We start from the raw sequence: 15,117 nt of genomic DNA on the forward strand, positions 1-15,117 counted from the left end.
GATCCCAGCATGGGCCACTCGTTCGAGTGATGTCCGCCGACCGCCCGGCCGCACCACCTGCGTCGGCCACACCACCCGGACCAGCCGCACGGCGCAGCGGCCGCACGGCGCAGCGGCACGCATGTCCGGATGGAGCAGCAGGGCGACCGCCGCGCGGCTACAGCGGCACGATGTCCGGTGCCCCCAGACGTGCCGCGTCCGCCGTCTGGTCGTCCGGCTGGAGCTGGGACTCGCGCTCGGCCTCGACCCGCTTCTCGTAATGCTCGACCTCACGCTCGATCTGGTCCTTGTCCCAGCCGAGGACGGGCGCCATCAGCTCGGCCGCCTCGCGGGCGCTGCGGGTGCCCCGGTCGAAGGTCTCGATGGAGATACGGGTGCGGCGGGTGAGCACGTCGTCCAGATGCCGGGCGCCCTCGTGCGAGGCCGCGTACACCACCTCGGCGCGCAGATAGTCGTCGGCGGCCTGCATGGGCTCGCCCAGGGCGGGGTCGGCGGCGATGAGGTCCAGGATCTCCTCGGCCATCGCACCGTACCGGTTCAGCAGGTGTTCCACGCGGACCACGTGCAGTCCGGTGCGGGCGGCGATCCGTGCCCTGGCGTTCCACATCGCCCGGTAGCCCTCGGCGCCGAGCAGCGGGATGTCCTCGGTGACGCAGTCGGCGACTCGCATGTCGAGGCCGTGCACCGCCTCGTCCACGGCGTCCTTCGCCATCACCCGGTACGTCGTGTACTTGCCGCCCGCCACGACCACGAGACCGGGCGCCGGATGCGCCACGGTGTGCTCGCGGGACAGCTTGCTGGTCGCGTCGGACTCGCCGGCCAGCAGCGGGCGCAGTCCCGCGTACACCCCCTGCACGTCGTCGCGGCCGAGCGGGACGGCGAGCACCGAGTTGACGTGCTCCAGCAGGTAGTCGATGTCGGCGCTGGAGGCCGCCGGATGGGCCTTGTCGAGGTCCCAGTCGGTGTCGGTGGTGCCGACGATCCAGTGCCGGCCCCAGGGGATGACGAAGAGCACGGATTTCTCGGTGCGCAGGATGAGTCCGGTGCTGGAATGGATGCGGTCCTTGGGCACGACCAGGTGGATGCCCTTGGAGGCGCGCACGTGGAACTGGCCGCGCTCCCCCACCATGGCCTGTGTGTCGTCGGTCCACACGCCGGTGGCGTTGACGATCTGCTTCGCGCGGATCTCGTACTCCCCGCCGCCCTCCACGTCCTGCACCCGGGCACCGACGACCCGCTCGCCCTCGCGCAGGAACCCGGTCACGCGTGCGCGGTTGGCCACCTTGGCGCCGTACGACGCCGCGGTGCGCACCAGCGTCGCCACGTACCGGGCGTCGTCCATCTGGGCGTCGTAGTACTGCAGGGCGCCGACCAGGGCGTCCTTCTTCAGGCAGGGGGCGACGCGCAGGGCGTGAGTGCGGGTCAGGTGGCGGTGCATGGGCAGCCCCCGGCCGTGGCCGCGGGCCATGGACATCGCGTCGTACAGGGCCACGCCCGAGCCCGCGTACGCCCGCTCCCAGCCCCTGTGCTGGAGCGGGTAGAGGAAGGGCACCGGTCTGACCAGGTGCGGGGCGAGCCGCTCCAGGAGCAGACCACGCTCCTTCAGGGCCTCGCGGACCAGAGCGAAGTCCAGCATCTCCAGATAGCGCAGACCGCCGTGGATGAGCTTGCTGGATCTGCTGGAGGTACCGGACGCCCAGTCGCGGGCCTCGACCAGTCCGGTGGACAGGCCGCGGGTGACGGCGTCCAGCGCGGTGCCGGCCCCGACCACTCCACCACCGACCACGAGTACGTCCAGCTCGCGCTCCGCCATCGCCGCAAGTGCCTCGGCGCGCTGCGCCGGGCCCAGTGTCGCTGTCCTCACCGCTGCCTCCCGCTTCGAACGACTCGCGTCGGCCGCACCCGGTGGGCGAAGCCCGGTTCATCCCCTCCTCATGCCCAAATTCTGACCGGGTTGCCCGACTTCAGCCACCACGGACTTTCAACCTGTGGACAACTCGCGCACAACTACCGGAAGACACACGAACACAATCCCGCATAACGGTCATATTTACTCCTAGTGTGACAGTGCGCTCCCTCCACCTGTCCACAGCGGTTGCGCATCGGTCCCGCTTCGGTTACTGGGAAGGACGGCCCACGCCATGCCCGCAGACCTCGCCGTCATCGGACTCGGCCCCTTCGGCCTGCCGCTCGCGCAGGCCGCCGTCGCCGCAGGCATCTCGACCATCGGGTACGCCACCGGTCCGGAGGCGAACTCCCTCAGCCCCTCCGAGCTGCGCCGGATGCATGCCGCGGGCTTCCGGCCGGGCACCGACCCGGCCCAGCTCGGCCGGGTGCGCACCGCCGTGATCTGCGCGCCGACCCCGCGCGGCGCCGACGGCGGGCTCGACCTCGGCCAGCTGGAGACGGCCGCCCGCAGCCTGGCCGAACGGCTCCGCCCGCACACCACGGTCATCCTGGAGTCCCCCGTGCTCCCCGGGACCACCGAGGAGTTCCTGCGCCCCCTGCTGGAAAGGGGCTCGGGGCTGCGCGCCGGCCGCGACTTCCACCTCGCCTACTCGCCCAGCCGGATCGACCCCGGCAGCCGCGACCGCACCCCGGCCGGCACGCCCAAGGTCATCGGGGGCCTCACCCCGGCCTGCACCGAGTCGGCCGCCGCGTTCTACGGGCGGCTCACCGACAAGGTGGTCCGCGCGCGCGGGCTGCGCGAGGCGGAGGCCGTGCAGCTGCTGGAGACCAACTTCCGGCACGTCAACATCGCGCTCGTCAACGAGATGGCGGTCCTCTGCAACGAGCTGGGGGTCGACCTGTGGGACGTGATCCGCTGCGCGGAGACGAAACCGTTCGGCTTCCAGGCGTTCCGGCCGGGCCCGGGCGTCGGCGGGCACGGCGTCCCGCAGGACCTCACCGGCCACGCGAGCCGGGGTCTGCGCATGGTGGAACTGGCCCAGCAGGTCAACAACCGCATGCCGCGCTACGTCATCCAGCGCGCCGCCACCCTCCTGAACGAGCACGGCAAGTCCGCCCGCGGCGCCCGCATCCTGCTCCTCGGCATCACCTACAAGCCCGACGTCGCCGACCTGCAGAGCACGCCCGCCCAGGAGATCGCCGTCCGGCTGATGGAGCTGGGCGCCTCGGTCAGCTACCACGACCCGTACGTCGCGTCGTGGAACGTCCTGGACCGCCCCGTCCCGCGCGCGGACTCCCTGTACGACGCGGCCGCCGACGCAGACCTGACGATCCTGCTCCAGCAGCACCGGACGTACGACCTGCAGGGGCTGTCGGTGAAGGCGCAACTGCTGCTGGACACGCGGGGGGCCACACCCACAGGGGCGGCGCACCGGTTGTGAGCGGGGGGCGCGCGGGCTTACCGAGGCCCGGGGCTGGTGGCACACGGGGCGCACCACGGGTACCTTACGGAAACAGGTGGAGCCCACCGCAGGGGGTACTGCGGCAGGCTCCTGGATGGATCACGGAGTGTCCGCCCCTAGGCCTTATGGGGGCGGCCGCTCACCATCCGGAAAAGAGTGGAGCCCACCGCAGCGGTCACTGCGGCAGGCTCCTGGATGGATCACGGAGTGTCCGCCCCTAGTCTTCTTGGGGGCGGCCGCTCACCGTCCGAAGATCCGCAAGATCCACCTCCTCCGGCACTTCACCGTCCACAGACGGATGCGGTCCCATCGGTTGGGCTTGCGGTGACGTCCCATGGACGCCCCCTTCCACGACGCCGCTCATTGACCCGGTAGGCGGTCCGCTGGAAATCGGGCCGGGCCCCGAGCAGCCGGGGTCCGGAACCAAGTCCTTGGAAGGGGGCGCTCCAGAAGACCGGGGCGCCGATAGGGACGCTATCGCCCTCGAACCTGCTCACCAGCCCGTATTCGCCCCGAAGGCAACCGCACGCCCCCGCACCACCCCACGCGCCCCTGCCGGACCGTCCGGGCATGCGAAAGGGGCCGGTCGCCTCACCGGGCGACCGGCCCCCTCACGTCGTACGGACTACCGCTGTCGTACGGACTACCGCTGTCGTACCGACTACCGCTTGTGCTGCGAGTCCGCCACCGTCACCTCGACCCGCTGGAACTCCTTCAGCTCGCTGTAGCCGGTGGTGGCCATGGCGCGGCGCAGGGCGCCGAAGAAGTTCATGGAGCCGTCCGGGGTGTGGGACGGGCCGGTGAGGATCTCCTCGATGGTGCCGACCGTGCCCAGGTCGACCTTCTTGCCGCGGGGCAGCTCCTCGTTGACCGCCTCCATGCCCCAGTGGTGGCCCTTGCCCGGCGCGTCGGTGCCACGGGCCAGCGGGGAGCCCATCATCACGGAGTCGGCGCCGCAGGCGATCGCCTTCGGGAGGTCGCCGGACCAGCCGACACCGCCGTCCGCGATCACGTGCACGTACCGGCCGCCGGACTCGTCCATGTAGTCACGGCGGGCCGCGGCGACGTCGGCGACCGCGGTGGCCATCGGGACCTGGATGCCGAGCACGTTGCGCGTGGTGTGGGCGGCGCCGCCGCCGAAGCCCACCAGGACGCCCGCCGCGCCGGTGCGCATCAGGTGCAGGGCGGCGGTGTAGGTGGCGCAGCCGCCGACGATCACCGGGACGTCCAGCTCGTAGATGAACTGCTTCAGGTTCAGCGGCTCGTGCGAGGACGAGACGTGCTCCGCGGAGACCGTCGTACCGCGGATGACGAAGATGTCCACGCCCGCGTCCACGACCGCCTTGGAGAACTGGGCGGTGCGCTGCGGGGAGAGCGCGGCCGCCGTGACCACGCCGGCGTCCCGCACCTCCTTGATGCGCGCGCCGATCAGCTCCTCCTTGATGGGGGCGGAGTAGATCTCCTGCAGGCGCCGGGTGGCCGCCTCGGACGGCAGCCCGGCGATCTCGTCGAGCAGCGGCTGCGGGTCCTCGTGGCGCGTCCACAGGCCTTCGAGGTTGAGGACGCCGAGGCCGCCCAGCTCACCGATGCGGATCGCGGTGGCCGGGGAGACGACCGAGTCCATGGGAGCGGCCAGGAACGGCAGCTCGAAGCGGTAGGCGTCGATCTGCCAGGCGATCGAGACCTCCTTCGGGTCCCGCGTACGGCGGCTGGGGACGACGGCGATGTCGTCGAAGGCGTACGCCCTGCGCCCGCGCTTGCCGCGCCCGATCTCGATCTCAGTCACGTCTTGGCCTTTCCCTGATGCGTTCAGCGTCTTCCAGTATCGCCGACGGGTGCGACAGCGGCCCTCCGCGGGGACGAGAAGGGCGGCCCCGGATGCTCCGGGACCGCCCTTTCACGGCTTCACGCGCGCGTGCGTCACTTCTTGCTGCTGTAGTTCGGCGCCTCGACCGTCATCTGGATGTCGTGCGGGTGGCTCTCCTTGAGGCCCGCCGAGGTGATCCGCACGAACCGGCCGTTCGTCTGAAGCTCCGGAACGGTCCTGCCGCCGACGTAGAACATCGACTGACGCAGGCCGCCGACCAGCTGGTGGACGACGGAGGACAGCGGGCCGCGGTAGGGCACCTGGCCCTCGATGCCCTCGGGGATCAGCTGCTCGTCGGAGGCGACGCCTTCCTGGAAGTAGCGGTCCTTGGAGAACGACCTGCGGTCGCCGCGGGTCTGCATGGCGGCGAGGGAGCCCATGCCGCGGTACGACTTGAACTGCTTGCCGTTGATGAACAGCAGCTCGCCCGGCGACTCCTCGCAGCCCGCGAGCAGCGAGCCGAGCATCACCGTGTCGGCGCCCGCGACCAGGGCCTTGGCGATGTCGCCGGAGTACTGCAGACCGCCGTCGCCGATGACCGGGACACCGGCTTCCTTGGCGGCGAGCGCGGCTTCGTAGATGGCGGTGACCTGCGGGACGCCGACGCCGGCGACCACGCGGGTCGTGCAGATGGAGCCGGGGCCGACACCGACCTTGATGCCGTCGGCACCCGCGTCGACCAGGGCCTGGGCGCCGTCGCGCGTGGCCACGTTGCCGCCGATGACGTCGACGCCGGAGGAGTTCGACTTGATCTTGGCGATCATGTCGCCGACCAGGCGGGAATGGCCGTGCGCGGTGTCCACGACGATGAAGTCGACGCCGACCTCGATCAGCGCCTGGGCGCGCTCGAAGGCGTCACCGGCCACACCGACGGCCGCACCGACCAGGAGCCGGCCCTCGGCGTCCTTGGCGGCGCTCGGGTACTTCTCCGCCTTGACGAAGTCCTTGACGGTGATCAGGCCCTTGAGGACGCCCGCGTCGTCGACCAGCGGCAGCTTCTCGATCTTGTGCTTGCGTAGCAGCTCCATGGCCTCGGCGCCGGAGGTGCCGACCTTGGCGGTGACCAGCGGCATCGGGGTCATGACCTCGTGCACGCGGCGGCTGCGGTCGCTCTCGAAGGCCATGTCGCGGTTGGTGACGATGCCGAGGAGCTTCTTGTCGCCGTCGGTCACCGGGACGCCGCTGATGCGGAACTTGGCGCACAGCGCGTCGGCCTCGGCGAGCGTGGCCTCCGGGTGGATGGTGATGGGGTCGGTGACCATGCCGGACTCGGAGCGCTTCACCAGGTCGACCTGGTTGGCCTGGTCCTCGATGGAGAGGTTGCGGTGCAGGACGCCGACGCCGCCCTGGCGGGCCATCGCGATCGCCATGCGGGACTCGGTCACCTTGTCCATGGCGGCGGACAGCAGCGGGATGTTGACCCGCACATTCTTGGAGACGTACGAGGCGGTGTCGATCTCGTCGGGTGCCATGTCCGACGAGCCCGGCAGCAGCAGCACGTCGTCGTAGGTCAGCCCGAGAGTCGCGAATTTACCGGGCACTCCGTCGACGTTGGCAGTCATGACACCTTCCCCAAATGGCCTTGATCGGTGCGGATGTCCATGCTAACGGGAAGCATCGCTAGCAAATTCCACGGTTGGGAGTGACTTCAGGCTTCGTATGTTCGTACGGAACCGTCGGCGGTCCTGTTCACTTCGGGTCCGGAGCGGGAGGGCCGCCGCAGGCCGAAACAGGCTCGGCACGGCCGGAATCCGCCGTCGTGGCCGACAGTCGTCGGGGCGGGGAAGGCTGCGCCTACTGCTCGGCGAGTGCCCTGAGACGGCTCAGTGCCCGATGCTGGGCGACCCGGACCGCTCCTGGTGACATTCCCAACATCTGCCCCGTCTCCTCCGCGGTCAAGCCCACGGCGATGCGCAGCAGAAGCAGTTCGCGCTGGTTCTCGGGGAGGTTGGCCAGCAGCTTCTTGGCCCACTCGGCGTCGCTGCTGAGCAGGGCGCGCTCCTCGGGGCCGAGGGAGTCGTCGGGGCGTTCCGGCATCTCGTCCGAGGGGACGGCCGTGGAGCCCGGGTGGCGCATCGCGGCGCGCTGGAGGTCGGCGACCTTGTGCGAGGCGATGGCGAAGACGAAGGCCTCGAAGGGGCGGCCGGTGTCGCGGTAGCGCGGCAGGGCGAGGAGGACCGCCACACAGACCTCCTGGGCGAGGTCCTCGACGAAGTGGCGCGCGTCACCGGGCAGCCGGGACAGCCGGGTGCGGCAGTAGCGCAGCGCCAGGGGGTGGACATGGGCGAGAAGATCGTGCGTGGCCTGCTGGTCCCCGTCGACCGCACGATGCACGAGCGCACCGATCGCCCCGTGGGCCGTGCCCGCCTCGTCGTCGCGCATCGGTCCATGGTGCCTTGCGGCCATCCGGTCCGTTGCATCGTGTTCGTGGTTGTGCACCGAAGCGTTATGAGCAGGTGCGCCGGCACTCATCCCCTGCGCCCTCCCCTTCCGCTCGACCGACTCGTCCCCGAGAGACTCCACACCTCAAGGATGCGGCATCCGCCGCGAAACGAGCAGCGGGCGTCCGGCGGGCCGCCTTGCGCATCCGCTGCACACATCCCCGACACCCCCGTCCGCGCCCCCGGCGCCGCGGGATTTCCGCCCCCGCCGCACCGCGAGAACCCCGCGAAGCCGCCGCACAGAGCCCGGACGGAACCCAGGCGGCCGCACAGAGCCGGAGCGGAACCCGGGCCACCACGCAGAGCCCGAACGGAATCCAGGCCGCCGCGCGGAGCCCGAACGGAATCCAGTCGGCCGCACAGAGCCCGGAGGGAGCCCCGGCAGGGGTCGCGCAGGGCCCGGAGTGCGGCACGCGGCGGATTCGCCCCAACGGGTGGACCGTAAGTCGGCAGGTCATGTGGACCATGAGTCGGCTGGTCATGTGGACCGTGAGTCGGCAGGTCGTACCGGAACCCGGGGACCCCGAGCGGGACGGGTCCCGGGACGGATCCGCCACGTGCCGCTGCCACGGGGGGAAGCCGGAGAGGCCCCACCGCCCACAGCGCCCGCGGTCCCCGCACCCCCGCCTGCTCCTGGGCAGGCGGGGATCCCGGGGTGACAGACCGCGGCCCCGGTGCGGTGCACCTGCTACCGGACCAGTCCCCAGCGGAAACCGAGTGCCACGGCGTGGGCCCGGTCCGAGGCGCCGAGCTTCTTGAAGAGGCGGCGGGCGTGGGTCTTGACGGTGTCCTCGGAGAGGAACAGCTCGCGGCCGATCTCGGCGTTGGAGCGGCCGTGGCTCATGCCCTCCAGCACCTGGATCTCACGCGCGGTGAGCGTGGGCGCCGCGCCCATCTCGGCCGAGCGGAGACGGCGCGGGGCGAGCCGCCAGGTCGGGTCGGCGAGGGCCTGCGTCACGGTGGCGCGCAGCTCCGCGCGCGAGGCGTCCTTGTGCAGGTAGCCCCGGGCGCCGGCGGCGACCGCGAGCGCCACGCCGTCGAGGTCCTCGGCGACGGTGAGCATGATGATGCGCGCGCCCGGGTCCGCGGACAGCAGCCGGCGCACGGTCTCGACGCCGCCCAGTCCGGGCATGCGTACGTCCATCAGGATGAGGTCGGAGCGGTCGGCGCCCCAGCGGCGGAGGACTTCCTCGCCGTTGGCCGCCGTCGTCACGCGCTCGACGCCGGGCACGGTCGCGACCGCGCGGCGGAGCGCCTCTCGGGCAAGCGGGGAGTCGTCGCAGACGAGGACGGATGTCATGACCGCCCTCCCCAGCTGATGCGCGTCACCTTGAGCCTCCAGGCTGGTACGGAATCGTCACCTGTGCGGTCGACCGTCTCGGACGCCTGCCCGAGCGCTTGTGTTTTCAACCGCCTCCGCACTCTCAACGACGGTCACTCGAAAGAGTTACGGGGCCGCGTGCCGTCTTCGGCACTCTACGTGAGGGCGCCAACACGGTGCAGACATGCCCGACGGACCCTCAACTTTCCATCACAACCTATGCCCCATTTAGCCGTTTTTGCTCCCGTTTCTCAGTGTCTGGAGCTAGATTCGCAATGAGTCATATTTTCATCTCCTTAGACCGGAGATGTACGGTCGTTGGCACCGTATCCGCCCAGAACGGCTACAAGGGGTCACGTAATGGCAGATTTCTCCCGCCTTCCCGGACCGAACGCAGACCTGTGGGACTGGCAGCTGCTGGCTGCCTGCCGAGGGGTCGACAGCTCGCTCTTCTTCCACCCTGAGGGCGAGCGCGGGGCGGCTCGGAGCGCTCGCGAGAACTCGGCCAAGGAGGTCTGCATGAGGTGCCCGGTCCGTGCGGAGTGCGCGGCGCACGCACTGGCGGTGCGCGAGCCGTACGGAGTCTGGGGCGGCCTGACCGAGGATGAGCGCGAAGAGCTGATGGGACGGGCACGCAACCGCCTGGTGTCGGCATCCACCACCAGCGGGGGCCCTGCCCCGAACGCCTGAAGTAACGTTTCTGCAACCAGTCTCCCGGGCACGCGCGTGCGTGCCCCGACTCCTGTCGACGGCTCGGACGGCTCCGACGCCTCACGGGCCCGGGCGGCTCCGACGTCCCACGGCCCGGACGGCCCCGGCGTACGGCGGCCCCGGCGGCTCCCGGGCTTCGACGGCCCCAGCGGCTCCCGGGCTTCGACAGCCCCGAAGCCCCCGGGCCCGGACTCCTACGCCCGCGCCCCCTGCGCCCGGTGCTCCTGCGCCCGCGCTCCTGCCGACGGGCCCTGCGCACGTGCGGCCGCCCGGGCCAGCTGCTCCAGCGTCGCCGCGACGGCCGGCACCTGTGCCAGGTCGGGCAGGGTGAGGGCGACGATCTGCCGCCGCACGAGCGGTTCCAGTGCGACCGTGCGCACTCCCCTGGGCCGTACCGACTCCACCGCGAGCTCGGGCAGTACGGCCACGCCGAGACCCGCGCCGACCAGGCCGACCACCGCCGGATAGTCGTCGGTGGCGAAGTCGATGCGGGGCGTGAAGCCGGCGCCCTCGCACACCTCCACCAGCTGGCCCCGGCAGCGCGGGCAGCCCGCGATCCAGGGCTCCTGGGCCAGCTCCCCGATGGCGACGGACCCCGAGGACCCGGCGCGCGCGAGCCGGTGCCGCTCGGGCACCAGGGCGACCAGCCGGTCCGTCAGCAGGGGCCGCACCACGAGGTCGTCCCACTCCTCGGCGGCCTGCGCGCCCTCGTAGCGGAAGGCCAGCGCGAGGTCGCAGTCGCCGTCGCGCAGCAGCTCGACGGACTTCGGGGGCTCGGCCTCCTCCAGGGAGACGCGGGTTCCGGGGTGGGCGGCGCGCAGGGCGGCCAGGGCGGTCGGGACCAGGGTCGAGCTGCCGCTGGGGAAGGAGACCAGACGGACCCGTCCGGCCCTGAGGCCCGCGATGGCGGCGACCTCCTCCTCGGCGGCGGTGAGTCCCGCGAGGATTCCGGAGGCGTGCCGGACGAGGGCCTCGCCGGCCTGGGTCAGGCGCATCTCGCGGCCGGTGCGGACCAGCAGCGGGGTGCCGACCGATGCCTCCAGGGCCTTCATCTGCTGGCTGACGGCGGGCTGGGTGCAGCCCAGTTCGCGCCCCGCCGCCGAGAAGGAGCCGGTGGTGGCGACGGCGCGCAGGACGCGGAGATGACGGGCCTCGATCACCCTTCGAGTATAAGCCAGGCTTGGATGTGACGCTCGATTCCGTGCCGGCGCTTTGGGGCACGGTCACGTACCGTGCTGTCATGAAGCTTCTCTCGGTCAACGTGGGCCGTCCCCAGCCGGTGCCGTACACGGACCAGGCGGAGGGTGTGACGGGCATCGACAAGCGGCCGGCCGAGGGGCCGGTCCGGGTGGCGGCTCCCGGTCCCAAGGGGGCCGGCGCGAGCGGGGTCGCCGGGGACGCGGTGTGCGACCTGCGCCATCACGGCGGCGACGAGCAGGCGGTGTACGCCTTCGCGCGCGAGGACCTCGACGACTGGGAGCGGGAGCTGGGCCGGTCGTTGGCCAACGGTTCCTTCGGGGAGAACCTCACGACCGAGGGCCTGGACGTGTCCGGGGCGCTGATCGGCGAACGCTGGCGGATCGGTTCCGAGGTGGTCCTGGAGGTGACCTCGGGCCGGATTCCGTGCCGTACGTTCCAGGGCCATCTGGGCGAGCGGGGCTGGGTGAAGAGATTCACCCGGAAGGGCGCGACGGGCGCCTATCTGAGGGTGATCGAACCGGGTGAGATCCGGGCGGGTGATCCGGTCGCGATCGTGCACCGTCCGGACCACGGGGTGACGGCGGCGATGCAGTTCCGTGCGGTCACCACCGAACGCGAGCTGCTGCCGCGGCTGCTCGCGGCGGGCGAGGCGCTGCACAGCGAGGCGCTGGCCACGGCCCGCAAGTACGTCGCCGGACAGGCCCGCTGAGAAGCCGTCACCGGGCGGCGGGCGCACAGCGGACGGACAGCGGACGCTGTCGGTCCGGGTCACTACCCTTGGGCCATGACAACGGCTCTGATTACGGGATCGACCGCGGGAATCGGTGCCGCGTTCGCGCGGCGGCTGGCGGCTGACGGGCATGACCTCGTCCTGGTGGCGCGGGACACCGGCCGGCTGCGCGAGCAGGCGACCGAGCTGCACGACCGGCACGGCATCGAGGCGGAGGTGCTCGCCGCCGACCTGGCCGAGGACAAGGGCATCGAGACGGTGGCCGACCGGCTCGGCGACCGGAAGAACCCGGTCGACCTGCTGGTCAACAACGCCGGTTTCGGCAACAAGGGCCGCTATCTCGAAGTGTCCATGGACGACGAGCTGAAGATGCTCAAGGTGCACTGCGAGGCGGTGCTCCGGCTGACGTCGGCGGCGGCCGGGGCGATGCGCGAGCGCGGGCGCGGCGGGGTGGTGAACGTGGCGTCGGTGGCGGCCTTCGTGCCGCGGGGCACGTACGGCGCCTCGAAGGCCTGGGTCGTGCAGTTCACCCAGGGCGCGGCGAAGGACATGGCCGGCAGCGGGGTGCGGCTGATGGCGCTGTGCCCGGGTTTCGTGCGCACCGAGTTCCACCAGCGGGCCGGGATGGGCACGGACAACATCCCCGGCTGGATGTGGCTGGACGCGGACAAGCTGGTCGCGGCGGCCCTGGCCGACCTCGCGCGCGGCAAGACGCTCTCCGTCCCGGATCCCCGGTACAAGGCGCTGATGGGTCTGGTGAAGGTCACCCCGCGTGGGCTGATGGGCGGAATCAGCTCCCGGACGGGCCGCAAGTACGGCCCCCAGTAGGACGGGTGGCGTCCGCGTTCCGGTGGGAAAATGGGCCTGACGGATCCGGACCCAGGAGGCCGGGAGGCGGCGCCATGACGTTCGTACAGCTCATCGACTGCAGGACCAGCCGGCTCGACGACATGAACCGGCTGATGGACCAGTGGGTCGAGAAGACCAAGGGGAAGCGGACGGCGACGCACGCGGTGGTCGGCACGGACCGCTCGGACGCGACGCACGTCATCGAGATCGTGGAGTTCCCGTCGTACGAGGAGGCGGTGCGGAACTCGAACCTGCCGGAGACCGACACGATCTTCCGGGAGATGGTCGCCCTGTGCGACGGGACCCCAACCTTCACGGACCTGGACGTGGTGCGCGACGAGCCGCTGCAGGCGGCCACGGCCCGCCGGTTCTTCGACACGATCGCGGTGCAGGGCCCGCTGCCGCCGCTGAACGACCTGCTCGCGGAGAACTACCACGACCACGATCCGGCCAACGAGCAGGACACCCTCGGGCTGGACAACATGCGGCGTGAGATCGAGATGTGGCGGGGCGCCTTCGACTTCACCTTCACGGTCGGGGACCAGATCACCCAGGGGGACCGGGTGTGCACCCGCTGGACCTGGAACGGCATCCAGACCGGTGAGTTCCTGGGCCTGCCCAACACCGGCCGCCAGGTCTCGATGACCGGGACGACCATCTTCCGCCTCGGCGGCGACGGCAAGCTCCACGAGGGCTGGTGGCAGTACGACCGGCTCGGGCTGCTCGGGCAGTTGGGGGCGCTGGACGCGCTGGAGAACTAGCCGGCTCCCGGGGCCGTCCGGCGGGCCGGGCCGGCTCCGGGCAACGGTGCCTCGTCGGTGCGCTTCCGGCACGACCTGCCGGCAGGCCCTGGCCGGCCGGGACACGGCGGCCGGCACAGCGAAGGCCCGGCACAGCGAAGGCTTGGCACAGCGAAGGCCCGGCACCCCACAGGGTGCCGGGCCTCGGTGCTGAGGTGCGTCAGTGGGCGTGGCCGTGGCCGTGGCCCGCCTCGGCCGGCTCCTCTTCCTTCTTCTCGACGACCAGGGTCTCGGTCGTGAGCAGCAGGGAGGCGATGGAGGCGGCGTTCTCCAGGGCGGAGCGGGTGACCTTGACCGGGTCGATGACGCCGGCCTTGACCAGGTCGCCGTACTCGCCGGAGGCGGCGTTGTAGCCGTTGCCCTTCTCCAGCTCGGCCACCTTGGAGACGATGACGTAGCCCTCCAGGCCGGCGTTCTCGGCGATCCAGCGCAGCGGCTCGACGGCGGCGCGGCGGACGACCGAGACACCCGTGGCCTCGTCGCCGGTCTTGCCGAGGTTGCCCTCGAGGACCTTGACGGCGTGGACCAGGGCGGAGCCACCACCGGAGACGATGCCCTCCTCGACCGCGGCGCGGGTCGCGGAGATGGCGTCCTCCAGACGGTGCTTCTTCTCCTTCAGCTCCACCTCGGTGGCGGCGCCGACCTTGATCACGCACACGCCGCCGGCCAGCTTCGCGAGGCGCTCCTGGAGCTTCTCGCGGTCCCAGTCGGAGTCGGTGTTCTCGATCTCGGCCTTGATCTGGTTGACGCGGCCGTGGACGTCCTCGGACTTGCCGGCGCCGTCGACGATGGTCGTGTCGTCCTTGGTGACCGTCACGCGGCGGGCGGAGCCCAGCACGTCCAGACCGGCCTGGTCGAGCTTGAGGCCGACCTCCTCGGAGATGACGGTGGCGCCGGTGAGGACGGCCATGTCCTCCAGCATCGCCTTGCGGCGGTCGCCGAAGCCCGGGGCCTTGACCGCGACGGCGTTGAACGTGCCGCGGATCTTGTTCACGACGAGGGTGGAGAGGGCCTCGCCCTCAAGGTCCTCGGCGATGATCAGCAGCGGCTTGGAGGCACCCGACTGGATGACCTTCTCCAGCAGCGGCAGCAGGTCCTGGATGGAGGAGATCTTGCCCTGGTTGATGAGGATGTAGGGGTCCTCCAGGACGGCCTCCATGCGCTCCTGGTCCGTCACGAAGTACGGCGACAGGTAGCCCTTGTCGAAGGCCATGCCCTCGGTGAAGTCCAGCTCCAGACCGAAGGTGTTGGACTCCTCGACGGTGATGACACCGTCCTTGCCGACCTTGTCCATGGCCTCGGCGATCAGCTCGCCGACCTGCTGGTCCTGGGCGGACAGCGCGGCGACGGCGGCGATGTCGGACTTCTCGTCGATCGGGCGGGCCGAGGCCAGCAGCTCGTCGGAGACGGCCTTGACCGCGGCGTCGATGCCCTTCTTCAGGGCGGCCGGGGAGGCACCGGCGGCGACGTTCTTCAGGCCCTCGCGCACCAGCGCCTGGGCGAGCACGGTGGCGGTGGTGGTGCCGTCACCAGCGATGTCGTTGGTCTTGGTCGCCACCTCCTTCACCAGCTGGGCGCCGAGGTTCTCGTACGGGTCCTCGATCTCGACCTCGCGGGCGATCGTGACACCGTCGTTGGTGATGGTGGGAGCGCCGAACTTCTTGTCGATGACGACGTTGCGGCCCTTGGGGCCGATCGTCACCTTCACCGTGTCGGCCAGCTTGTTGACGCCGCGCTCGAGGGCGCGACGGGCGTCCTCGTCGAACTTCAGGATCTTCGCCATGACAGCGGGAGCCCTCTCGGAATCTGTGGGTGAAAAAAGAACTG

12 protein-coding genes are annotated in these 15,117 nt (G+C 71.0%); 5 read left to right on the plus strand and 7 right to left on the minus strand.

Annotation, left to right across the window (positions count from 1 at the left end; genetic code table 11):
• Nucleotides 1–157: 157 nt before the first annotated feature.
• Nucleotides 158–1,864: a glycerol-3-phosphate dehydrogenase/oxidase gene (locus tag ACZ7P3_RS19620; protein WP_472083294.1), complete on the minus strand. Its 1,707-nt coding sequence runs from the start codon at nt 1,862–1,864 to the stop codon at nt 158–160.
• 277 nt (nt 1,865–2,141) lie between these two features.
• On the opposite strand from ACZ7P3_RS19620, the gene ACZ7P3_RS19625 reads away from it, so the two are divergent.
• The gene (locus ACZ7P3_RS19625; RefSeq protein ID WP_472083296.1) at nt 2,142–3,350 is read left to right on the plus strand and encodes a nucleotide sugar dehydrogenase; all 1,209 of its coding nucleotides are present in this window, start codon (nt 2,142–2,144) and stop codon (nt 3,348–3,350) included.
• Between the two features lie 682 nt (nt 3,351–4,032).
• Here ACZ7P3_RS19625 and ACZ7P3_RS19630 read toward each other — a convergent pair.
• The 4 genes from ACZ7P3_RS19630 to ACZ7P3_RS19645 all read right to left on the minus strand — a co-directional run bounded on the left by ACZ7P3_RS19630 (nt 4,033) and on the right by ACZ7P3_RS19645 (nt 8,979).
• Nucleotides 4,033–5,157, minus strand: coding sequence for a GuaB3 family IMP dehydrogenase-related protein (locus ACZ7P3_RS19630; RefSeq protein WP_472083298.1), 1,125 nt, complete (start codon nt 5,155–5,157; stop codon nt 4,033–4,035).
• A 134-nt stretch (nt 5,158–5,291) separates the two neighbouring features.
• On the minus strand, nt 5,292–6,800 hold the full coding sequence (guaB, locus tag ACZ7P3_RS19635) for an IMP dehydrogenase (RefSeq protein ID WP_472083300.1): 1,509 nt from the start codon (nt 6,798–6,800) through the stop codon (nt 5,292–5,294).
• A gap of 232 nt (nt 6,801–7,032) precedes the next feature.
• The gene (locus ACZ7P3_RS19640) at nt 7,033–7,620 is read right to left on the minus strand and encodes a sigma-70 family RNA polymerase sigma factor (protein WP_228621181.1); all 588 of its coding nucleotides are present in this window, start codon (nt 7,618–7,620) and stop codon (nt 7,033–7,035) included.
• Nucleotides 7,621–8,367: 747 nt separating this feature from the next.
• Nucleotides 8,368–8,979 carry a response regulator transcription factor gene (locus ACZ7P3_RS19645; protein ID WP_003948568.1) on the minus strand — a complete coding sequence of 204 codons (612 nt, stop codon included), beginning with the start codon at nt 8,977–8,979 and terminating at the stop codon, nt 8,368–8,370.
• 381 nt (nt 8,980–9,360) lie between these two features.
• Here ACZ7P3_RS19645 and ACZ7P3_RS19650 point away from each other — a divergent pair, with 381 nt between their 5' ends.
• Nucleotides 9,361–9,690: a WhiB family transcriptional regulator gene (locus tag ACZ7P3_RS19650; RefSeq protein WP_472083302.1), complete on the plus strand. Its 330-nt coding sequence runs from the start codon at nt 9,361–9,363 to the stop codon at nt 9,688–9,690.
• A gap of 215 nt (nt 9,691–9,905) precedes the next feature.
• Here ACZ7P3_RS19650 and ACZ7P3_RS19655 read toward each other — a convergent pair whose 3' ends face one another.
• Nucleotides 9,906–10,871 carry a LysR family transcriptional regulator gene (locus ACZ7P3_RS19655; protein WP_472083304.1) on the minus strand — a complete coding sequence of 322 codons (966 nt, stop codon included), beginning with the start codon at nt 10,869–10,871 and terminating at the stop codon, nt 9,906–9,908.
• 80 nt (nt 10,872–10,951) lie between these two features.
• On the opposite strand from ACZ7P3_RS19655, the gene ACZ7P3_RS19660 reads away from it, so the two are divergent.
• The 3 genes from ACZ7P3_RS19660 (at nt 10,952) to ACZ7P3_RS19670 (ending at nt 13,251) form a co-directional block, all read left to right on the plus strand.
• Nucleotides 10,952–11,620, plus strand: coding sequence for an MOSC domain-containing protein (locus tag ACZ7P3_RS19660; RefSeq protein ID WP_472083306.1), 669 nt, complete (start codon nt 10,952–10,954; stop codon nt 11,618–11,620).
• Nucleotides 11,621–11,695: 75 nt separating this feature from the next.
• Nucleotides 11,696–12,469, plus strand: coding sequence for an SDR family NAD(P)-dependent oxidoreductase (locus tag ACZ7P3_RS19665; RefSeq protein WP_472083308.1), 774 nt, complete (start codon nt 11,696–11,698; stop codon nt 12,467–12,469).
• 74 nt (nt 12,470–12,543) lie between these two features.
• The gene (locus ACZ7P3_RS19670) at nt 12,544–13,251 is read left to right on the plus strand and encodes an ester cyclase (protein WP_472083310.1); all 708 of its coding nucleotides are present in this window, start codon (nt 12,544–12,546) and stop codon (nt 13,249–13,251) included.
• Between the two features lie 199 nt (nt 13,252–13,450).
• Here the strand turns inward: ACZ7P3_RS19670 and groL are convergent, their stop codons facing one another.
• Complete coding sequence (gene groL, locus ACZ7P3_RS19675) at nt 13,451–15,073, minus strand: chaperonin GroEL (RefSeq protein ID WP_472083312.1); 1,623 nt, start codon at nt 15,071–15,073, stop codon at nt 13,451–13,453.
• Nucleotides 15,074–15,117 lie beyond the last annotated feature (44 nt).

It is taken from the genome of Streptomyces sp. NPDC107581 (assembly GCF_055657175.1).

Coding starts and splice junctions, on each gene's coding strand:
- ACZ7P3_RS19645 (WP_003948568.1), bottom strand. CDS start 8,979: ATGACATCCGTCCTCGTCTGCGACGACTCCCCGCTTGCCCGAGAGGCG.
- ACZ7P3_RS19670 (WP_472083310.1), top strand. CDS start 12,544: ATGACGTTCGTACAGCTCATCGACTGCAGGACCAGCCGGCTCGACGAC.
- guaB (WP_472083300.1), bottom strand. CDS start 6,800: ATGACTGCCAACGTCGACGGAGTGCCCGGTAAATTCGCGACTCTCGGG.
- ACZ7P3_RS19625 (WP_472083296.1), top strand. CDS start 2,142: ATGCCCGCAGACCTCGCCGTCATCGGACTCGGCCCCTTCGGCCTGCCG.
- ACZ7P3_RS19660 (WP_472083306.1), top strand. CDS start 10,952: ATGAAGCTTCTCTCGGTCAACGTGGGCCGTCCCCAGCCGGTGCCGTAC.
- ACZ7P3_RS19650 (WP_472083302.1), top strand. CDS start 9,361: ATGGCAGATTTCTCCCGCCTTCCCGGACCGAACGCAGACCTGTGGGAC.
- ACZ7P3_RS19665 (WP_472083308.1), top strand. CDS start 11,696: ATGACAACGGCTCTGATTACGGGATCGACCGCGGGAATCGGTGCCGCG.
- ACZ7P3_RS19640 (WP_228621181.1), bottom strand. CDS start 7,620: ATGCGCGACGACGAGGCGGGCACGGCCCACGGGGCGATCGGTGCGCTC.
- groL (WP_472083312.1), bottom strand. CDS start 15,073: ATGGCGAAGATCCTGAAGTTCGACGAGGACGCCCGTCGCGCCCTCGAG.